Source organism: Flavobacterium hydatis (genome assembly GCF_000737695.1).
Taxonomy (GTDB): Bacteria; Bacteroidota; Bacteroidia; order Flavobacteriales; family Flavobacteriaceae; genus Flavobacterium; species Flavobacterium hydatis.
In genome coordinates this window covers 51,732-68,813 of the sequence record NZ_JPRM01000004.1, presented here as the reverse complement: position 1 = coordinate 68,813, position 17,082 = coordinate 51,732, and the positions used below count along the sequence as shown (strand labels likewise).

13 protein-coding genes are annotated in these 17,082 nt (G+C 30.9%); 3 read left to right on the top strand and 10 right to left on the bottom strand.

All coding sequences use genetic code 11. The annotated features are described in order from the left end of the window. Positions 1–2: 2 nt before the first annotated feature. The 5 genes from asnB (IW20_RS03765) to IW20_RS03745 all read right to left on the bottom strand — a co-directional run bounded on the left by asnB (IW20_RS03765) (position 3) and on the right by IW20_RS03745 (position 9,170). A complete protein-coding gene (gene asnB, locus IW20_RS03765; protein WP_035619011.1) occupies positions 3–1,619 on the bottom strand; it encodes an asparagine synthase B in 1,617 nt (538 codons plus the stop codon). 162 nt (positions 1,620–1,781) lie between these two features. Further along, complete coding sequence (asnB, locus tag IW20_RS03760) at positions 1,782–3,458, bottom strand: asparagine synthase B (RefSeq protein ID WP_035619008.1); 1,677 nt, start codon at positions 3,456–3,458, stop codon at positions 1,782–1,784. 223 nt (positions 3,459–3,681) lie between these two features. Then, entirely contained in the window at positions 3,682–4,131 is a 450-nt protein-coding gene (locus IW20_RS03755; protein ID WP_035619006.1) for a hypothetical protein, read from the bottom strand. Between the two features lie 171 nt (positions 4,132–4,302). After that, positions 4,303–6,075 (bottom strand): TonB-dependent receptor, encoded by a 1,773-nt coding sequence (locus tag IW20_RS03750; protein WP_035619004.1) that lies wholly within the window; start codon positions 6,073–6,075, stop codon positions 4,303–4,305. Between the two features lie 80 nt (positions 6,076–6,155). Further along, a complete protein-coding gene (locus IW20_RS03745) occupies positions 6,156–9,170 on the bottom strand; it encodes a tetratricopeptide repeat protein (protein ID WP_035619002.1) in 3,015 nt (1,004 codons plus the stop codon). A 237-nt stretch (positions 9,171–9,407) separates the two neighbouring features. On the opposite strand from IW20_RS03745, the gene IW20_RS03740 reads away from it, so the two are divergent. Next, positions 9,408–10,091 carry a cell division ATP-binding protein FtsE gene (locus IW20_RS03740; protein WP_035619000.1) on the top strand — a complete coding sequence of 228 codons (684 nt, stop codon included), beginning with the start codon at positions 9,408–9,410 and terminating at the stop codon, positions 10,089–10,091. Between the two features lie 13 nt (positions 10,092–10,104). On the opposite strand, the gene IW20_RS03735 is transcribed toward IW20_RS03740, so the two are convergent. After that, positions 10,105–10,938, bottom strand: coding sequence for a class I SAM-dependent methyltransferase (locus IW20_RS03735; RefSeq protein ID WP_035618997.1), 834 nt, complete (start codon positions 10,936–10,938; stop codon positions 10,105–10,107). A gap of 109 nt (positions 10,939–11,047) precedes the next feature. Here IW20_RS03735 and IW20_RS03730 point away from each other — a divergent pair, with 109 nt between their 5' ends. Both IW20_RS03730 and IW20_RS03725 read left to right on the top strand, forming a co-directional pair. Next, the gene (locus tag IW20_RS03730) at positions 11,048–11,932 is read left to right on the top strand and encodes a glycosyltransferase family 2 protein (RefSeq protein WP_035618994.1); all 885 of its coding nucleotides are present in this window, start codon (positions 11,048–11,050) and stop codon (positions 11,930–11,932) included. A gap of 5 nt (positions 11,933–11,937) precedes the next feature. After that, positions 11,938–12,873 (top strand): glycosyltransferase family 2 protein, encoded by a 936-nt coding sequence (locus IW20_RS03725; RefSeq protein WP_035618991.1) that lies wholly within the window; start codon positions 11,938–11,940, stop codon positions 12,871–12,873. On the opposite strand, the gene IW20_RS03720 is transcribed toward IW20_RS03725, so the two are convergent. The 4 genes from IW20_RS03720 to IW20_RS03705 form a co-directional block, all read right to left on the bottom strand. Beyond that, positions 12,860–13,273 carry a sugar 3,4-ketoisomerase gene (locus IW20_RS03720; protein ID WP_035618990.1) on the bottom strand — a complete coding sequence of 138 codons (414 nt, stop codon included), beginning with the start codon at positions 13,271–13,273 and terminating at the stop codon, positions 12,860–12,862. The genes IW20_RS03725 and IW20_RS03720 overlap by 14 nt on opposite strands. After that, positions 13,257–14,093, bottom strand: a complete 837-nt coding sequence (locus IW20_RS03715) for a glycosyltransferase family A protein (protein WP_051885533.1) — start codon at positions 14,091–14,093, stop codon at positions 13,257–13,259. Before IW20_RS03715 ends, IW20_RS03720 begins: the two co-directional genes overlap by 17 nt. 147 nt (positions 14,094–14,240) lie before the next feature. Next, entirely contained in the window at positions 14,241–15,326 is a 1,086-nt protein-coding gene (locus tag IW20_RS03710) for a glycosyltransferase (RefSeq protein WP_035618987.1), read from the bottom strand. A 199-nt stretch (positions 15,327–15,525) separates the two neighbouring features. Beyond that, positions 15,526–16,986: a lipopolysaccharide biosynthesis protein gene (locus IW20_RS03705; protein WP_035618985.1), complete on the bottom strand. Its 1,461-nt coding sequence runs from the start codon at positions 16,984–16,986 to the stop codon at positions 15,526–15,528. Positions 16,987–17,082 lie beyond the last annotated feature (96 nt).

The window sequence follows — 17,082 nt, the reverse complement described above, 5'->3', positions numbered from 1 at the left end:
TATTAAACCACAACTCCCGATTTAGCAATTTCTGTATCTGCTTTTACGTGTGCTGCATTTGCTCTACCACTTGGATCTTGGTTTTCTTGCCATTTTGGAATCCATTTTCTAACAGTTTGCGCTGCACTAACCTGTGGATAGTATTTATAAAATATTGATCTGTAAAAATAAGCTTCTTTTGTAGTTGGTGAGTTATAAGGAAACTCAACAGCTGCTCCAGCCAATTGTTCGTCTGTAACTTTAGAAGAGCAATATTCAATTAATTGATCAATCCAGTTGTACCCTACTCCATCTGAAAACTGTTCTTTTTGTCTCCATAATACTTCCGCTGGCAAATATGGATCTTCTGGCGTATCAAAAGCTTTTCTTAAAATATATTTCTCTCTACCATCGTACGTTTTAGGCTGTTTTTCTTCTGGTTTGATACGAACTGCCACATCAAGGAAAGCTTTGTCTAAAAACGGAACTCTAGCCTCTAATCCATGAGCCATTGTAGACTTATCTGCTCTTAACAAATCGGCAGTAAATAATTTTTGAACTCTTTCGATTGTTTCTTTTTGAAATTCTTCAGCAGATGGAGCGTTTCTAAAATATAAATATCCTCCAAAAATCTCATCTGCTCCTTCTCCTGAAAGTACTACTTTTATTCCCATATCAGTAATTGCTTTAGACAAGAAATACATCGGTGTACTTGCACGAATTGATGTTACATCATAAGTTTCCAAATGCCAAACTAATTTATCTAGAATTTCAATTCCTTGCTCTATAGTAAAATGTATTTCGTGGTGCTCAGTTCCTAAAAACTCAGCCACTTTTTTAGCTGCTTTTGCATCTGGCGCATCTGCATCTAATCCGATAGAAAATGAATGCAGTTTCTCACCTCTTTCAGCCAATAATCTTGAAGCAATTGCAGATGTTAAAGAAGAATCTAATCCTCCTGAAAGCAATACCCCAATTGGCACATCGCTCATTAAACGCTTGCGAGTTGCCTCTGTTAAAGTTTCTCTGATTAAGTCTAAATCTAAATTTTGATCTGCCTTTAAATAATCTTCGTATTCTGGTTGGTAATATTTTACAAAACCTGTTTTTGGCGTGTAATAATGTCCTGGAGGAAATGTAGCAAATGACTTACACTGATCCGAAATAGGTTTCATTTCTGATGAAAAATAGATTCTTCCTCTCTCATCCAAGCCATAATACAAAGGTTTTACCCCTAATGGATCTCTTCCTGCAATAAAATCATCTCCATCAATCACTACAAAAGCCCAATCTCCATCCAGCATGTTACAAAAATCATAACCAAACTCTTCGTATAAATGCACAATTACTTCTGAATCAGATTTTGTTCTGAAGGTATGTCCTTTTAGAACACCATCTCTTAAAGCCTGATGATTATATATTTCACCATTATGAACCATCCAAGCAGAAGATGTTCCCTGAATAGGTTGTTTTCCCGAATGTAAATCTATAATAGAAAGACGTTCATGACTCATGATATGCCCTTTTTCCATTATATGCAAATCACTTTCATCTGGACCACGATGTGACATTCTTTCTGAAAGTTCTTTTACAAGTTGCGGGTCTTTTCCTTTTCCAATAATGGTTAATATTCCACACATAACTATATCTTTTTAATACTTTTAAAATTTTGCAATAACAAATATGGTTAAAATTTCTTTTCAACCCATTGAATCAATAGCTTTATATTCACAAAGAAAACGTCCTCAAAATTGAGAGCGTTTTTCTTTTATATCATTTCACTCTAAAACAATTGCCCTTTTTTATGCTTTAACATAAGCATCATCATGAACACTTGCAACAGCTCTACCTGAAGGATCATTCATGTTTTTAAATGCTTCATCCCACTCCAAAGCAATTTTTGTACTACAAGCCACACTTGCTTCCTGAGGCACACATAAAGCTGCTGCATCACTTGGGAAATGTTCCGCAAAAATAGATCGATAATAATACTCTTCTTTAGAAGTTGGTGTTTGCAAAGGGAATTTGTATTTCGCATTTGCCAATTGCTCATCTGAAACTTCTTTTGCTACCACTTCTTTCAAAGTATCAATCCAGCTGTATCCTACTCCATCAGAAAATTGCTCTTTTTGTCTCCAAGCAACACTTTCAGGCAACATATCTTCAAAAGCTTTACGAACAACCCATTTTTCCATTGGATGTTCTTTGTTGATCATTTTATCTTGTGGGTTGATGCGCATGGCAACATCCATAAATTCTTTGTCTAAGAATGGTACACGACCTTCGATTCCCCATGCAGCTAAACTTTTGTTGGCACGCAAACAGTCATACATATGCAATTTACCTAGTTTACGAACGTTTTCTTCATGAAACTCTTTCGCATTTGGCGCTTTATGGAAGTATAAATATCCTCCAAATAGCTCATCTGCACCTTCACCTGACAATACCATTTTAATCCCCATTGATTTAATAACTCTCGCCATTAACCACATTGGAGTTGATGCTCTAACCGTAGTTACATCATACGTTTCTAAGTTATAAATCACATCACGAACCGCATCTAAGCCTTCTTGAATAGTGAATTTGATTTCGTGGTGAATTGTACCGATATGTTTTGCTACAATTTGGGCTGCTGCTAAATCTGGCGAACCATCTAATCCTACCGAAAAAGAGTGTAATTGCGGATACCATGCATCTGTAGTATCGTCAGACTCTATACGTTTTTGCGCAAATTTTTTGGCTACAGCCGAAGTAATAGACGAATCTAAACCTCCTGAAAGTAAAACTCCGTAAGGAACATCACTCATTAATTGTCTGTGAACCGCAGCTTCTAACGCTTCTTTAATCGCAGGAATACTAGTCTCGTTGTCTTTTACTGCATCATACTCCATCCAGTCTCTTTTGTACCATTGTACAAATTCACCGTCTTTGCTTGTCATATAATGTCCCGGAGGAAATAATTGAATTTTTGTACAGTATCCTTCAAGAGCTTTCAATTCTGAAGCTACATAAAAAGTCCCGTGTTGATCCCAACCAATGTATAATGGAATAATCCCCATATGGTCACGAGCAATAAAATACTCGTCTTTTTCAACATCATAAATTGCAAATCCAAAAATACCATTCATTTCATCTAAAAAATGAGATCCTTTTTCTTTATAAAGTGCTAAGATAACTTCGCAATCACTTTCTGTTTGAAAGTTATATTTCCCTTCAAATTGTTTACGTAATTCTCTATGGTTGTATATTTCGCCATTTGCAGCCAGAACTAATTTCTTATCTTCAGTAAACAAAGGCTGTTTTCCTGAAGCAGGATCTACAATTGCCAAACGCTCATGCGACAAAATTGCTTTATCATTACTATAAATACCGCTCCAATCTGGTCCGCGGTGGCGAATGATTTTAGACATTTCTAACACTTGGGGTCTTAAGGTTTCTGCTTTTTGTTTTAGATCAAAGGCACATACTATTCCGCACATAACTATATATTTTTGATGTTTTGTTTATTTTGATAAGGCAAATATGCGATAACAGTTACATATACAAAACACAAATAGCTATTTCAGTTATAATTTAAAACCAAAACCAATTATTTACAATAAAAATGTAATTTTTAACATCTAAAAAGTAGAATGCAGGTTATAGATTTTAATTTGAAGCTATAAAACCAAAGTAAATCACAAATTTTGAAGTAGTTTAAGCCTAGCAAATACTCTCAATTATGTAATGAGTTGTATTAATATCAAATTCAAAACCTACAGTATTCCCCATTAATTTACTCCCAAGCGGGGATTGTGGGGATAATGCAATTACATTAATACCATCGATAGTTATTTTAGGCAGAGCAACACTCAAATACAAATAAATACCATTTGCCCGAACTAAACTCCCAACAATTATGGTCGAAGCTACAGACTCAGCGTCTATCCTATCTAAAATAGCTTTTTGGCTAATCGCTTCTTTTAATTTATTGGTTAGTTTTTCCTGTTCGATATGCATCATCGACAAAGCTGTTTCGTGCTTATCTCCCGCCGAACCTTTGGCATCATTTTTAGAATCTTCGGTTAATGCCGAAATCATGTCTTTAAAAACATCTATTCGATCCTGAACCATTTGTAAATAATAGGCGTGTATTTTTTGCTTGAAAGTCATAATAAAAATATTAACCGCAAAGTGCGCGAAGTTTTACGCAAAGGTCGCAAAAAAGATTTTACTTAATCGAAATGAATTTTGGCAATTGCTAAAAAAACAAAGTTCGCTAAATCCTTAAACAGACTTAGCGAACTTTATGTAAAACTTTACATTCTTTGCGGTTAAAAAACCCTAAAAATCGAATTTATAATTAGCTCCAGCCATTATCTGAAATCCTTGAACTGGGTAATTCAACCATCTCTGATAAGCCTGATTTGTGATATTATTTGCTTTTAGATAGAAAGTTAATCTATCACTGTATTTGTATCCTACATGCGCATTTAAATCAAAATAGCTTTTTAATGTAATCGGGCTTGCGTCTATTGCTAAACTGGTATTTATTTGCTCGTCTTTTCTTTCTCCTACGTAAAACAACTTAAATCCTGCATACCATTGTTTCGTAATATTAAAATCAAGATTTGCACTTAATCTCACTGTTGGTAAATTCCAAGCTTCGCTTTGGTGATCATTGCTGTAACTATTAAAAGTTCCGTTGATCCCAAAAGAAACATTCTCTGAAAAATCAGCTTTTAACTCTCCATAAAAACGCATTGTTGTCATATCATCATATACAACCTGAAAAGAGTTTCCGAAAGCATAATTTTCATTAGTAGCATCTTCTGTGTAATTATTACTCTTGAATAATGCTTTATTTCTTTCGTTTACATAAGATCCTTGAACTTTATAACTTACATTATTAGCTAATTTCCCTTTTAATCCTGCAAAAATATCAAACTGTTTATCAGTTGGATTAATATTTAATGTTGGCGATAAAAATGGGTTTTGATCTACAAAATCCATGTAGGTGTTTTGCTCTAAATTCCCTTCTGCTCCAGCGTAAAAAATCATTAAATCTCCAACTACTTTATATGAAGCTGTTACATTTGGATATACTAAAATTTTACTGTTACTATTTTCATTATCTAAACTATAGAACAACTTAGCACCTAAATTCAGAGTCCAATCATCTTGTTGCATTACAAAACTTGGTGATAAACCGAAATTAGTAAAGCCATATTTTATGGGTTGTAAGTTTGTTTTTTCATAGTTATTCTCAAAGCTACCACCAACATAATCTACAATCACATCTGTATTTATAGATTGATCCATTATTTCGACTTTAAAAGATGGTTTTATGTAAAATCTATTTTCAGAAGATTTTAAATTATCCGAAAAATGACTGTATTTCATACTTGCCTTAGTAAAAATCCCATCGCTAAAATCGATATTTCCACCAAGATTAATTCCGTTATATGAATGCTTTGGACTTATACCATTAATTAACATTCCGCGGTCTTGAGGTGTTAATGTAGAACCAAAATCTACTGGTAAACCATACCAATTATAAATCTGATTTTGATATCCTAAATCAACATTCCAAGACATATCTCTGTTTTTTACTCCGTAAATTAAATCCAGTGATGTGTCGTAAAATTTGTCATTTAAATCTATATCCTTAATACCTCCTTGCGAAGATTGATGCTTGAACATTCCTGCAACATAATCATTGTTTCCTAATTCCTGCGCTACAAATAATTCGGCGTTTAGATTACCGTAATTACCCACTCCTGCAGTTGCATAATTGGTAAACAAATGCTCTTTTTTTGCTTTATCTACAAGTTGCGCATTTCCTTTTGAAGGCGTAAAAGTAGACGCTACCGGAAAAGAAAAAATAGTGTATTTAATCGTTTCTTTAGCTGCATTCCCCTCATCATTTAATGACGGAATTTCTTTTACTTTAAAGGCATCCGAGATTGTAGGAGAATATGCTTTTACCACATTTACTTCTTCGGTACCAATTGTTTCTTCTTTCTTTTTTGTTTCATCCTTTTTCTGCGCCAAAGTCAACTGGGAAGTTAGCAGCAAAAGAAAAGCGATATGTTTATTTTGGAAATTGATTTTCATATTTATCATTTTTGAGAAAATAGGATCAAAACAGACTCTTAACATCTATTTTCTTTATTCTACATTCTTTGTTCTATTCTCTACTTAGTAATCGACGAATTTGTTTTAGACTCTTCGGCTTTTATAGCACTTAATTCCTTTTCGGCTTCAGAAACTACATCTGGATAAGCAGTAAAATTCTGAATTACATTCTCTAAAATATAAGTTGCTTGGTAACTATCTTTTAAGCCATAGAAGTTCTTTGCCATTAATACCAATCCTTTGGCTCCAAAATATTTGGATGACGAATAATTTTTAGCTAGTTTTTGTACCGCCGCATTCGAAGCATCGTATTTACTCTCTTTGTTTTTAAAGTAAGCATCATAATACAATGCTTCTGCTGCCAGCTCTCCTTTAGATGTTGTAGCTAATTTTACGTAAGCTGCTTTTGCTTTATCTTCATCTCCAGACTTAATTGCTGCTCTTGCCACAATAATTTGCGCATCACTTTTTACATTTTCATCTGTTTTAGGATTTTGCAATACTTTTTCTGCATACACAACCGAGTTACTATAATCGTTTTTATCATAATAACATTTCATCAGGTTTGCTTGCGCGAATGTTTTATTTTGAGAAGAATCCCCTTCACTTTCTATACGAGATAAAACCGAGATTGCTTTGTCACAATCCTTAGCTTTTAAGAATATCTGCGCTAAACGCATTAAAGATTGTTCTGTATATTCGCTACGAGGTTGCTCGATTACGTATTGATAATTAGGAATCGATTTATTCTCTGAACCTTCGACAGTATAGGCTTGTGCCAATTTAAAATTAGCTTCTAAAGCATGAATTCCTTTTGGAAATTTGCTCACATAATTACTAAAACCTACAATAGCTTGCTTGTTATTATTTTGCTCATATTGTTTTATAGCTCCTTCGAAAGTATCATTATCTAAATCGGCATCTGTAACAGCTACAAAATCTAGTGTACGTACCCAAGTAGCATATTCATCTACTTTTCCATTATCTACATAAATTAATCTAGCTGTAGAAACTGCCTCAAGAGCTTCTGGAGTTCTAGGGAAATCGGCGGCAACTTTTTTAAATTTCGTTAAAGCCAATTGATCTCTATCAGAATTATAATAAATTAATCCCTCACGCAAAATAGATTTTGCTGTGAAAGCCCCATTTTTGAATTCCGTAACCAATTGGTCATACGTTTTAATTGCTTGTTCTGTTTTTCTCTCTGCGGCATAAGTATTTGCTAACTCAAACAAAGCATCGTCACGATATTCTGATTTTTTGTACATCTGAAGAAACCCGTTAAGTTCTTCTATTTTTTTATCATTTTTATTCATAAAACCATAACAAATGGCTTTTTGAAAATAAGCATAATCAGCATCAACACCTTTAAAAGTCATCACTTTAGTATAAGCTTCCATTGCCGAAGTATACTTAGAAGTTACAAATCGACAATCAGCTAATCTTAAATAGGAATCGTGTAACCTTGAAGCATCATCTTTCGAATTATCGATTTGCGCCTGAAATGAGCTTGCTGCATTATCGTATTCTTTTAATTTAAAATAGGTGTAAGCAATATTATAATTCACGTTTTTATACTCAGGAGTTGTTTTGGCCGCAGCCATACCTACAAATTGCTTATAACTGATTAATGCGTTTTTAAAATCTTCATTAAGATATTCCGTTTCTCCTTTCCAGAAAGTAGCACGAGCTGTAAATTCAAGGCTTTTTTGTTCGCTAAGAGATTTAATAAACATCTTAGAAGCTTCCTGATAATTATTATCATTATACAATTCTAAACCTCTATAAAAAAGTACTTTTTGATAAGCCAATCTATTCTCAGGAGATTTATTTTTTTCTAATAAGGTTAGTGCTTCACTATAGTTTTTAGAAGAAATATATGAATCTATTAATAGTTTTTCTACTTCAGATTTACTTGGGTTATTTGGGTATTTCTTCAAGAAATCTAGTAAAACTGCTGGCACAGTCTGGTATGAATTTCCTATTTCGTAACTCAACTTTGCATAATTTAAACTTGCATCTTCCTGGATTGCTTTATCAAAATCCATTTCGGCTGCATTTTTAAATGCATTTAAAGCTTGTTGCTTTTTATCGGTATTTAAATAACTCTGTCCTAAATGATAATAGGCATTTTGAGCAACAAAATCTTTTCCTTCAATGATTTTATTGAATTGCGAAATGGCATTTTCATAATCTTTTTGCTGATAATAAGCATATCCTAATTGATAGAAATCAGTATTATTCCATTTTCCTTTTTTACCTTTATATTGTACTAAATAAGGAATCGCTTTGTCATACGCTTTTAAATTAAAGTAACTTTCTCCGATGATTTTATTCAATTCTGATTTTTCAATTTCATTAGATTTAGGCATTGCTTTTTGCCCCAAATCGATTGCTTTTTGAAAATTCCCTAATTTAAAATTCATATCAGCTTGATAATACGAAAGCTTCTCTTTGTACTTTTCTTCGCCCGAAACCTCATCAAAATATTTAGTAGCTTCTTTATAATCATCACCTTCATAAGCCATAAATCCTAAATAATACTTAGCTTGAGAACCGTACTCTGGAGAATTTACTACTTTATTAAAATAAGTTGTTGCTTCTTTTTTCTTTTTAGAATTAAAGTAGCTATACCCTTTTTGGAAATTGAATTTATCCAAATCACTTTTGCTCATATAATTCTCATCTACACGGTCAAACCATTGCAACGCTTTTGGGTAATTAGCTTGATCGAAAAAATAATGTGCTACCTCTATATACGCCTGATTTTGCTTAGTACTTATTGGGTAATCCTGAACAAAACGTTCCATAAGTTCATCTGCATTTGGCTGATTAGTTCTTATGGCGCAGTTAGCGATGTAATAAGCACAGTCTGCCTTTACTTCTTCTCTCGTCTCTTTTTCTTTTACTTTTTCAAAAATAATCTGAGCCGATGTATATTGTTTGTCTTTAAATAAGGAAAGTGCTTTGTCGAAATCCTTTAAATCGTAGGTATAAATAGCCGACTTTTGCGCTGAAACCTTAATCGATAAAAGAAAAACTAGTATAAAAAATAACCGTGAAAGTTTATGCATTGTGATTTTAATTTAATATTCAAATGTATCATTTTCTACTGGGTATAACGAAACCGTTTTGGTATTTATTATAAACAAAAATCCAACTATCATGATTTAACACACTTATAAAACCCAACAACCACACACTTATTATCTTAAATAATGACATATAAAGGACTATTTCCTTAAATGAGGAAAATTTATTTTGAATACAGCCGTTAACTTATTACTTTTACCATTCAAATTAATTTTATCATGTCACAAACCGTACTGTCTCTTAAAGATGTAACTATTTATCAAGAAGGAAGAAAAATTTTATCTCACGTAAATTTAGAAGTTAAACACGGGGAATTTCTTTATATCATCGGAAAAACAGGTTCTGGAAAAAGTAGTTTCATGAAAACTTTATACGGTGATTTACCCTTAAGTGAAGGAGAAGGTCACATTGTTGATTTTGATTTGGCAACTTTAAAAGAGAGTGAGATTCCTTATTTGAGACGTAAAATAGGAATTGTATTCCAAGATTTTAAATTACTTCCAGACCGTACTGTAAAAGACAATATGCTCTTTGTATTAAAAGCAACAGGATGGGTTGATAAAGAAGGTATGGAACGCAAAATTGATGAAGTCCTTGATAAAGTTGGTATGAAAGAGTTTACTCAAAAAATGCCTCACCAACTTTCTGGTGGAGAACAACAACGTGTTGCAATCGCAAGAGCCTTACTAAACGACCCTGAATTTATCCTTGCCGATGAACCTACAGGAAACTTAGACCCACAAACAAGCTCAGAAGTTCTTGAGGTTTTAAGAAACATCAACGCACTTGGAAAAACTGTTATCATGGCAACTCATGATTATGCATTACTAATGAAATTCCCTTCGAAAACATTAAAATGTGAAGATGCCAGAATTTTTGAAGTAGTTCAGAGAACGGTGTAGTCTTAATTTCTAACTATTTCTCTAAAACTAAAATATCTTGAAAGTCTACTAGGGATTGATTCCCCCTTTTAGACCAGGTACCGTATATTTTATTTTCAAGTTTTAGATTACTTAAATCTACCATTTTATTTAAATACTCTTCATTAAAAGCAATATTAGCTGAAGGAACTTTCTCATTCATTAATCTATATCCCTCTTTTTTATATGGGAAAATAAAGGTTCCATTATCTTTTGAGATCATATCCTCATTTTTTTCATCATAAACGAAAAATGTAGCTAAACATTTCCCTCCAGACTTTAATACTCTATAAATTTCATTAAGGTAATTTTGAACCTCTAATGGTTGCATATGAGTAAAAACAGAAAATAAAAATACCGTTTCAAAAGAATTTTCTTTATGAGGAAATATAAAATTTTCGGCTTTTTGATTTGTTAAACTATATAAATCGTTGTTTAAAGGAATATGTTGAAAATTGAAATTAGGAAAATTACTAGTGATATTATTTTTACACCAATTAATTCCTTTCTTAACTAAATCAAACCCTTCATACTTGCTATCAGCTAAAAGATAATTGGTAAGCGGAACAGCTACTCTACCTATACCACAACCAATATCCAGAACAGAATGATTTGGTTCTAACTTTGCATATTCCATTAAAAGTTTAAGATGGTGTTTTCCTTGTTGCACAAAATCACCTGATCCTATAAAAATATCTCCTTTATTAGGAACCATTTTATTTTTACGCCCACTTATTGAATTTAAAAAATCAACAGGAGAATAATATATTTTTCGAACAATAAGTCTTGACTTTGGGGAAATAAAATAATAAACCGATCTTAAATTCATTTTTTTAATGTTTCACTTTTTTACAAAATTGATATCATTTTTATCAACAAAGAGATTTTTTTAATAAAAAGTATTTTCTTTACAAATATATTCTAAAAAACGACAATTAATGCTTTCTATTCTTATTCCTGTATATAATTATAACATTTATTCTCTTGTCATTGAGCTACATGAACAATGCTTGGAATCTGGAATAGAATTTGAAATTATTTGTTTGGATGATGCTTCAAATCTGCACTTAACTGAAAACAACCAAATAAACTACTTAAAGAACAATTCTTATACTATTTTAGAGCATAATATAGGACGTAGTGCCATTCGAAATTTGTTGGCTCAGAAAGCTCATTTTGAAAACCTACTTTTTCTGGATGCTGATACGTTACCAATTCATTCTGATTTTATTTCTAATTATATCCTTCATATAAATAACATAGAAAAAGTTATTTACGGCGGAATTCAATATCAAAAAGAGAAACCTATAAAATCTGAAATTCTAAGATGGATTTACGGTAAATCTAGAGAAGCTTTATCTGTCGAAAAAAGACAAGAAAATCCATATCTTTCTTTATTAACATTGAACTTTTTAATTTCAAAATCAATCTTTAAGAAAGTACATTTTAATGAAGAAATTCCAAATTTACGACATGAAGATACTTTATTCTCTTATGAATTAAAACAAAATAACATTCAAGTAATTCATATTGAAAATCCTGTATATCACTTAGGAATTGAAAGTAGTGAAACTTTCCTTAAAAAATCTGAAGAATCGGTTATTGGATTAAAATATCTAGTCGACAAAAAACTTATCAATGTAGAATATGTCAAACTTTCACATTATTATAGAATACTAGAAAAGTATAAACTTTCTGGCTTTTTCGGAAAGTTATTTTCATATTTTAAATCATCCATAAGTAAAAATTTATTGAGTGATAATCCGTCACTTTTCGTTTTTGATTTATATCGCTTGGGCTATTATTTCACTTTGAAAAAATAAAAAATATGACATTTTTTTCTATTATTATACCTCTATACAATGCATCAAATTACATTGAAAAAACTTTAAAGAATGTTTTCGACCAAACCTTTACGGATTATGAAATTATTGTAGTTAATGATGGTTCTATAGATGATAGCGAAATTAAGGTTCTTAACCTAAATGATTCCCGAATACATCTATACTCTCAGAAAAACCAAGGTGTTTCGGTTGCCAGAAATTTAGGAATCGAAAAATCTAATGGGAAATTAATTGCTTTTCTGGATGCAGATGATTATTGGTATCCAAATCATCTAGAAATACTATTTAATCTATATAACGATTTCTCTGATTGTGGTATTTATTGTTCTCGCCATAAAATAAAAACAATATCAAAGCATTTTCTAATTCCTTATCACAATGGAGTCGAAAATTCGTTCTCGGGAATTGTTGAAAATTACTTTTATTCGAATATTCCATTTCGAATTACATGGACTTCTAGCTTAGCAATTCCAAAAGAAATCTTAGAAAAATTTAGAGGTTTTACACCTGGAGTTACAAATGGTCAGGATTTAGAATTATGGACCAAAATAGGTATTCATCACGATGTGGCAATTAGTAATGAAATTACAGCTATTTATAATTACGACATCCCTAATAGTTTATCAAAAAACAACATTAATACTATGAAATTAATGGATTTTCAACAGTTTGAAATATTCGAACAACAAAATTCTTCTCTTAAACGTTTTTTAGATTTATACCGAATCGAATATGGTTTAAGATATTACATGTTCGGTTTTACGACTAAAAAGAACTTTTACATAAAAGATGTTGATAAACAAAACATGAGCTTAAAGGTTCGTGCTCTATTAAATCTACCTCCCTTTTCTTTACGCTTATTTCTTAAACTAAAAAGCTCTTTAAAAAAGATTGGTATAAATTTTTCTATTTATCAATAGTATAACTCATAAATTCTTCAAAATCTCTAATATAATCATCTTCAATATAAACCTCTGAAGCAACTACCAAACAAACCGATCCAGAAGAAAAATTTTGAAGTTCTCTCCAAATCCCTTGATGAATCAAAAGTCCTTCATAAGGCTTATTTAAGGTAATAATTTGTTCCTTTTTCCCATCTTTTAGAACTACATCAAAACTACCGCTTAAAGCAATCAAAAATTGTTTCAGGTTTTTATGTGCATGCCCACCACGCTCTGCTCCACTTGGGACATCGTATAGATAATAAACCCTTTTAATATCAAAAGGAATAGTATCATTTTCTATTACTGAAAGATTTCCTCTTCGTTCTTCTATTTTAGGAATTGGGATAATTTGTACTCCACTATTTTTTATTTCCATACCTTATTATTTCAAATTTTTCATGTCCTCTTTTTGCAGTTTTCAAAGCAATTTTAATATTTTTAAATTGTATTTTTTTCTGTTTTAGATCAAAAAACAATTTGATAAAAATCCAAAAAATATATTTATTTTTAAATATTCTTGAGAATAGCGCACCTTGAATATAATATTTATTAATTATATTTTTCTTTTCTGAAGAAGTTTGACTTTCATGCATTACAATTATTTGCGAATCAAAAACAAGCTGCTGATGTATTTCTTTTAAATCAGATAGAAAAACAGCTTCCTCTCCCATTTCAAAAATTTCTCCTAAACCAAAATTTTCATCAAATCGAATTTTAGATGCATCAATAATAGCTTTGTTTAATGTCATTTCTATTGAGCTCACATTCAGTATATCGAAGATATTCAAATTAACTTTAGAAGTGGAAGGATATTTTTTAATTAAATCTTTATTTGAATTTATCACTGAAAAATTTATTACTGCTGCTTCAGGGAACTTATGATAAGCATTCACTATTTTAGCCATAAAGCCTTCCTGATAAACAATATCATCATCAGCAATAACAAGAATTTTTCCAATAGAATTATCAAGAGCTAAATTTCTACTTTTTGTCAAACCTCTTTCAAACGAATTTATAACTCTTACTTTAGAATAATTCGAAGTTAGAATTTTCTCATTTTGAGTCTGATTAATGATTAAGATTGAAAAATTAGAAAAATGTGTAAACGGAAACATTGGAACCAAAAAATCCAATGAATTTTGATTCATTGTAGAAATTAAAATCTCAATGTCATTTTCCAGAAAAATCTTTATCATTTTTAATTATATACTTACAAATATAGATGTTATTTTAAAAATAAAACAAAGCAGAATTACAGTAAAAAACAGAAATTTATTGATTATAAAAATACTGTACATTATAATTATTCTGCATTTCTAATACTTTTTTTGGAGAATAAATTACTATTTACTATTCCAAAAATCAACATATTGTTGAGCCACTTGTATATAATTATGATGCTGTTCTACAAAACTTCTACTATTACTTGAAATTTCAGGAATAACCTTTTTATTCTCTATTAGTTTTTCCAATTTGTTGTAAATATCCTCTTTCGAAGGAAATACATTTACAATCGGACGATTATTATTTTCATTTAACAATTCATACATTTCTGGTTCTCCTCCCCCTACTAAAACCAAACCTTGCGCCATACCAATCAAACCATTCATACCAGGAGTGTATGAATAAAGCTGATCTAATAAAACGTCTGATTCTGACATAATTTTCACATACTCCATCCAAGGTAAGGAAGTGACTTTATTTACCACAACCTCTTTCGGATAAGCTTGCTGAATTTCCATCACTTCTTCAAGAAATAAATCAGTGCCTTTCAATTTCGTTTTAAACTTTTGAATACCAACAAAAATTTTGATTTTATCCCTTTGAATTCCTTTTTGTTTATACTGAAGCAAGTCAGTATTAATAGGCAGGGGAATATATTCTAATTTATTTTTATAGTAAGGTTCGTATGCTTTATAATATTCATACAAACAAGAAATTACACCATTACAGGTTTCTGCAACTTCGACATTTGCATCTTGAAATTGATTTCCAAACCATTCACATTTATATATATCAAGAGGTTTTTCTCCAATAAATAAATCAGTATATCTAAGTGTTTTATTTTCTACACATAACTTCTCCCAAAAATAATCCGTTCCAAATGCACCTAAAAAAACTTTGGCATTATTTTTTAATAAAAACCTGTAAAAATGAAGGTTTCTTTTAATCTTTAAATCCAAAAATGAGGGATTATTAATCTGTACGACATCATAATCTATAAATTTTCTGAAGATATTTTGTACTCTTCTCAAGTATTTTACTGAGTTGAAAAAATCATATCCAGGACGAAACAAATCAATATCTCTATCATTTCCCATCCATTTACATCCATCAGAAGCTACCGTAACATCATGCCCTAATATCCTTAGCCCTTCTGCCAATGTATTATGAAGAGCACTATATTCACCTAATAAAAGAATTTTCATATTTTTTACATTATTATATTCAGCAAAAAATTAAAATAATCTTTCCTGAAATAAACACTTCAAATTACAAAATCAAAAGAAACACATTTCATTAACATAGTATTTGATTCTTATTTTTTATTAGAAATTCTATGCTTACTTATGTTATAAAAATAATTTTATAAATTATAACCAACGAATACATAACTATTATAACATATTAAATTTTTAAAGTATTATCTTTTTTTAAACTCAAAAATAATTTAAAAACTTCTTTTAGCTCTTCTAGTTTTAATATCCAGCAAATGAATAAATACGCTAAAACGCCAAAAGCACCTCCTAAAAATAACTGAAATATTAAATTATCTATAAAGTAAGATATCGCAAATACTAAGACTGCCATTCCTGTTGTTGCTGCAAAAATGGGTAGCATGTCCTTTAATTGTTGTACTGCCCCATAACCATAAAACTTACCTGGCAAATATGCATTTATTATGAATGATATTGCTGATGTAATAACATGACCAATAATAATTGATTTTACGCCCAATGGAATTGTAATTATCATTGCTATGATGGTTAAAGGTAATTTAGACAGATCAACTTTCAAAAATAAATCTGAGCGACCAATCGCATTTAATAAATTCATGTTAAGCGAACTCATAGGAAAAAAAATACGAGCAAAAACCATCCATTGCAAAAGTGGAATTAAAGAGATCCATTTTTCTGTAAGTAATAATATAACAATTGGTTTTGCCAACAAAGCAATCAGGGTCATTAAAGGAATAATAAAAAAAGCAGACATTCGAATCATACGGCTGTAAACAGAAACTAGTTTCTCTTTATCATTTTGTAATGATGCAAGAACCGGAAAAGTGGCTTGTTGCAAAATGCTGACTATAGTTCCAGCTGATAAATCGGCAAAATTCTTTGCTCTTGTATAATAGCCTAGTGAAGTAATTGGATAAAACTTACCTAAACAAATATTATATATATTACTAAGAACTTGAGCATACAAACCAGCTATTAATAATTTTGATCCATAACCAAATAAAGATTTAAATGCCGTTTTTGAAAAAGTAACAGAAGGCACCCAATTACTTAAAAACCAAAAAGATAAAGATGAGCTAAAAGCTCCAATGAGCATCTGAATAACTAATGACCAAACTCCATATCCATTCATTGCAGCTACTACTCCACACAATCCGCCAGCAATAATTCCAATAACATTACTTTTTGCAATGGATTTGAAATCAATCTCAATTGTCAGTTTAGTTCGTTGAACTATTGCAAAAGCATTTAAAAACAAAACCAATCCTAAGATTCTTGTCAAATCAATTAATTGAGGTTGCTTAAAAAAAGAAGATATAAAAGGTGCTGAGAAAAATAATACCAAATAAAAAAGACTGCTTATAACTAAATTGAATACAAATAGAGTTGAAAAATCAACTTTAGATCTATTTTGTCGTTGAATTAAAGCTACTCCTAATCCACTTTCGATAAAAGTCTGTGATAGCGCTATAAAAATAGTTAACACCCCTATTAAACCAAAATCCTCAGGCAATAAAATGCGTGCAAGTATTACACCTACAACAAATTGGCCGAACTGAGCAGCAAATTTATCTACAGCAGACCAAATAATTCCTCTAGTAGCTATTGCTTTTAAAGAGATCTTGTGCATTTATTAAATGTTTAATTTATTTGTATATAATTTGTGTTCAATCAAAATATCATTATACTCTTTACTAATTATAAATAAAATTTTAAACTTAAAAAA

Bases quoted from the DNA above. Each gene is read 5' to 3' on its own strand.
- asnB (WP_035619011.1), bottom strand. From the start codon at position 1,619: ATGTGTGGAATATTAACCATTATTGGAAAAGGAAAAGACCCGCAACTT.
- asnB (WP_035619008.1), bottom strand. From the start codon at position 3,458: ATGTGCGGAATAGTATGTGCCTTTGATCTAAAACAAAAAGCAGAAACC.
- IW20_RS03755 (WP_035619006.1), bottom strand. From the start codon at position 4,131: ATGACTTTCAAGCAAAAAATACACGCCTATTATTTACAAATGGTTCAG.
- IW20_RS03750 (WP_035619004.1), bottom strand. From the start codon at position 6,075: ATGAAAATCAATTTCCAAAATAAACATATCGCTTTTCTTTTGCTGCTA.
- IW20_RS03745 (WP_035619002.1), bottom strand. From the start codon at position 9,170: ATGCATAAACTTTCACGGTTATTTTTTATACTAGTTTTTCTTTTATCG.
- IW20_RS03740 (WP_035619000.1), top strand. From the start codon at position 9,408: ATGTCACAAACCGTACTGTCTCTTAAAGATGTAACTATTTATCAAGAA.
- IW20_RS03735 (WP_035618997.1), bottom strand. From the start codon at position 10,938: ATGAATTTAAGATCGGTTTATTATTTTATTTCCCCAAAGTCAAGACTT.
- IW20_RS03730 (WP_035618994.1), top strand. From the start codon at position 11,048: ATGCTTTCTATTCTTATTCCTGTATATAATTATAACATTTATTCTCTT.
- IW20_RS03725 (WP_035618991.1), top strand. From the start codon at position 11,938: ATGACATTTTTTTCTATTATTATACCTCTATACAATGCATCAAATTAC.
- IW20_RS03720 (WP_035618990.1), bottom strand. From the start codon at position 13,273: ATGGAAATAAAAAATAGTGGAGTACAAATTATCCCAATTCCTAAAATA.
- IW20_RS03715 (WP_051885533.1), bottom strand. From the start codon at position 14,093: ATGATAAAGATTTTTCTGGAAAATGACATTGAGATTTTAATTTCTACA.
- IW20_RS03710 (WP_035618987.1), bottom strand. From the start codon at position 15,326: ATGAAAATTCTTTTATTAGGTGAATATAGTGCTCTTCATAATACATTG.
- IW20_RS03705 (WP_035618985.1), bottom strand. From the start codon at position 16,986: ATGCACAAGATCTCTTTAAAAGCAATAGCTACTAGAGGAATTATTTGG.